At 55.4% G+C, this 538-nt stretch carries 1 protein-coding gene; it reads left to right on the top strand.

Going from position 1 to position 538, the window contains the following annotated elements; genetic code table 11:
* The coding region (locus AC2GXZ_RS32620) for a cation:proton antiporter domain-containing protein (RefSeq protein ID WP_483763392.1) at window positions 1-538 on the top strand (538 nt) is incomplete at both ends.

The following is a 538-nucleotide window of genomic DNA, read 5'->3' as shown; positions in this document are numbered from 1 at the left end:
TCGCAATGGGATGGGTCGCCGGAAAGGGTTTTGGCTTCTTGTCATTCCGACTGCGCGGTCGAAGCCTTGCCAAGACACAGGACGGCTTTGTGGCGCTCGGTATGACTGCCGTCGTCTACGGTCTTACTCAACTGATTGGTGGCTACGGATTTGTCGCTGTTTTTCTCGCCGCTGTCGCGTTTCGGGAAACCGAGCGGGATAATGAGTTTCATGAACAGCTGCACGATTTCGCCGAGCAGATAGAACGGCTTTTGATGATGGTTCTTCTCGTCTGCCTTGGTTCGATCACCGTGAGTGGCCAGCTTATCGCTGAGGTGGATTGGCGGGTGGTAACGGTGGCAATACTGACACTGGTTCTGATCCGTCCGTTGATCGGCTGGCTCAGCTTGCTCGGTTCAGGGCATCCGACGGGAGAAAGCGTCGTAATCGCGGTGTTCGGGATCAGAGGTTTAGGGTCGATCTATTATCTAGCCTACGCCACGGGACATGCCGAGTTCGAGCATGCCGCAACGCTGTGGGCGACAGTGCTTTTAATCGT

Source organism: Aliirhizobium sp. YIM B11859, assembly GCF_057163345.1.
Note: the sequence above shows the minus strand (reverse complement) of the source record. Positions and strands in the feature narration are given on the sequence as shown.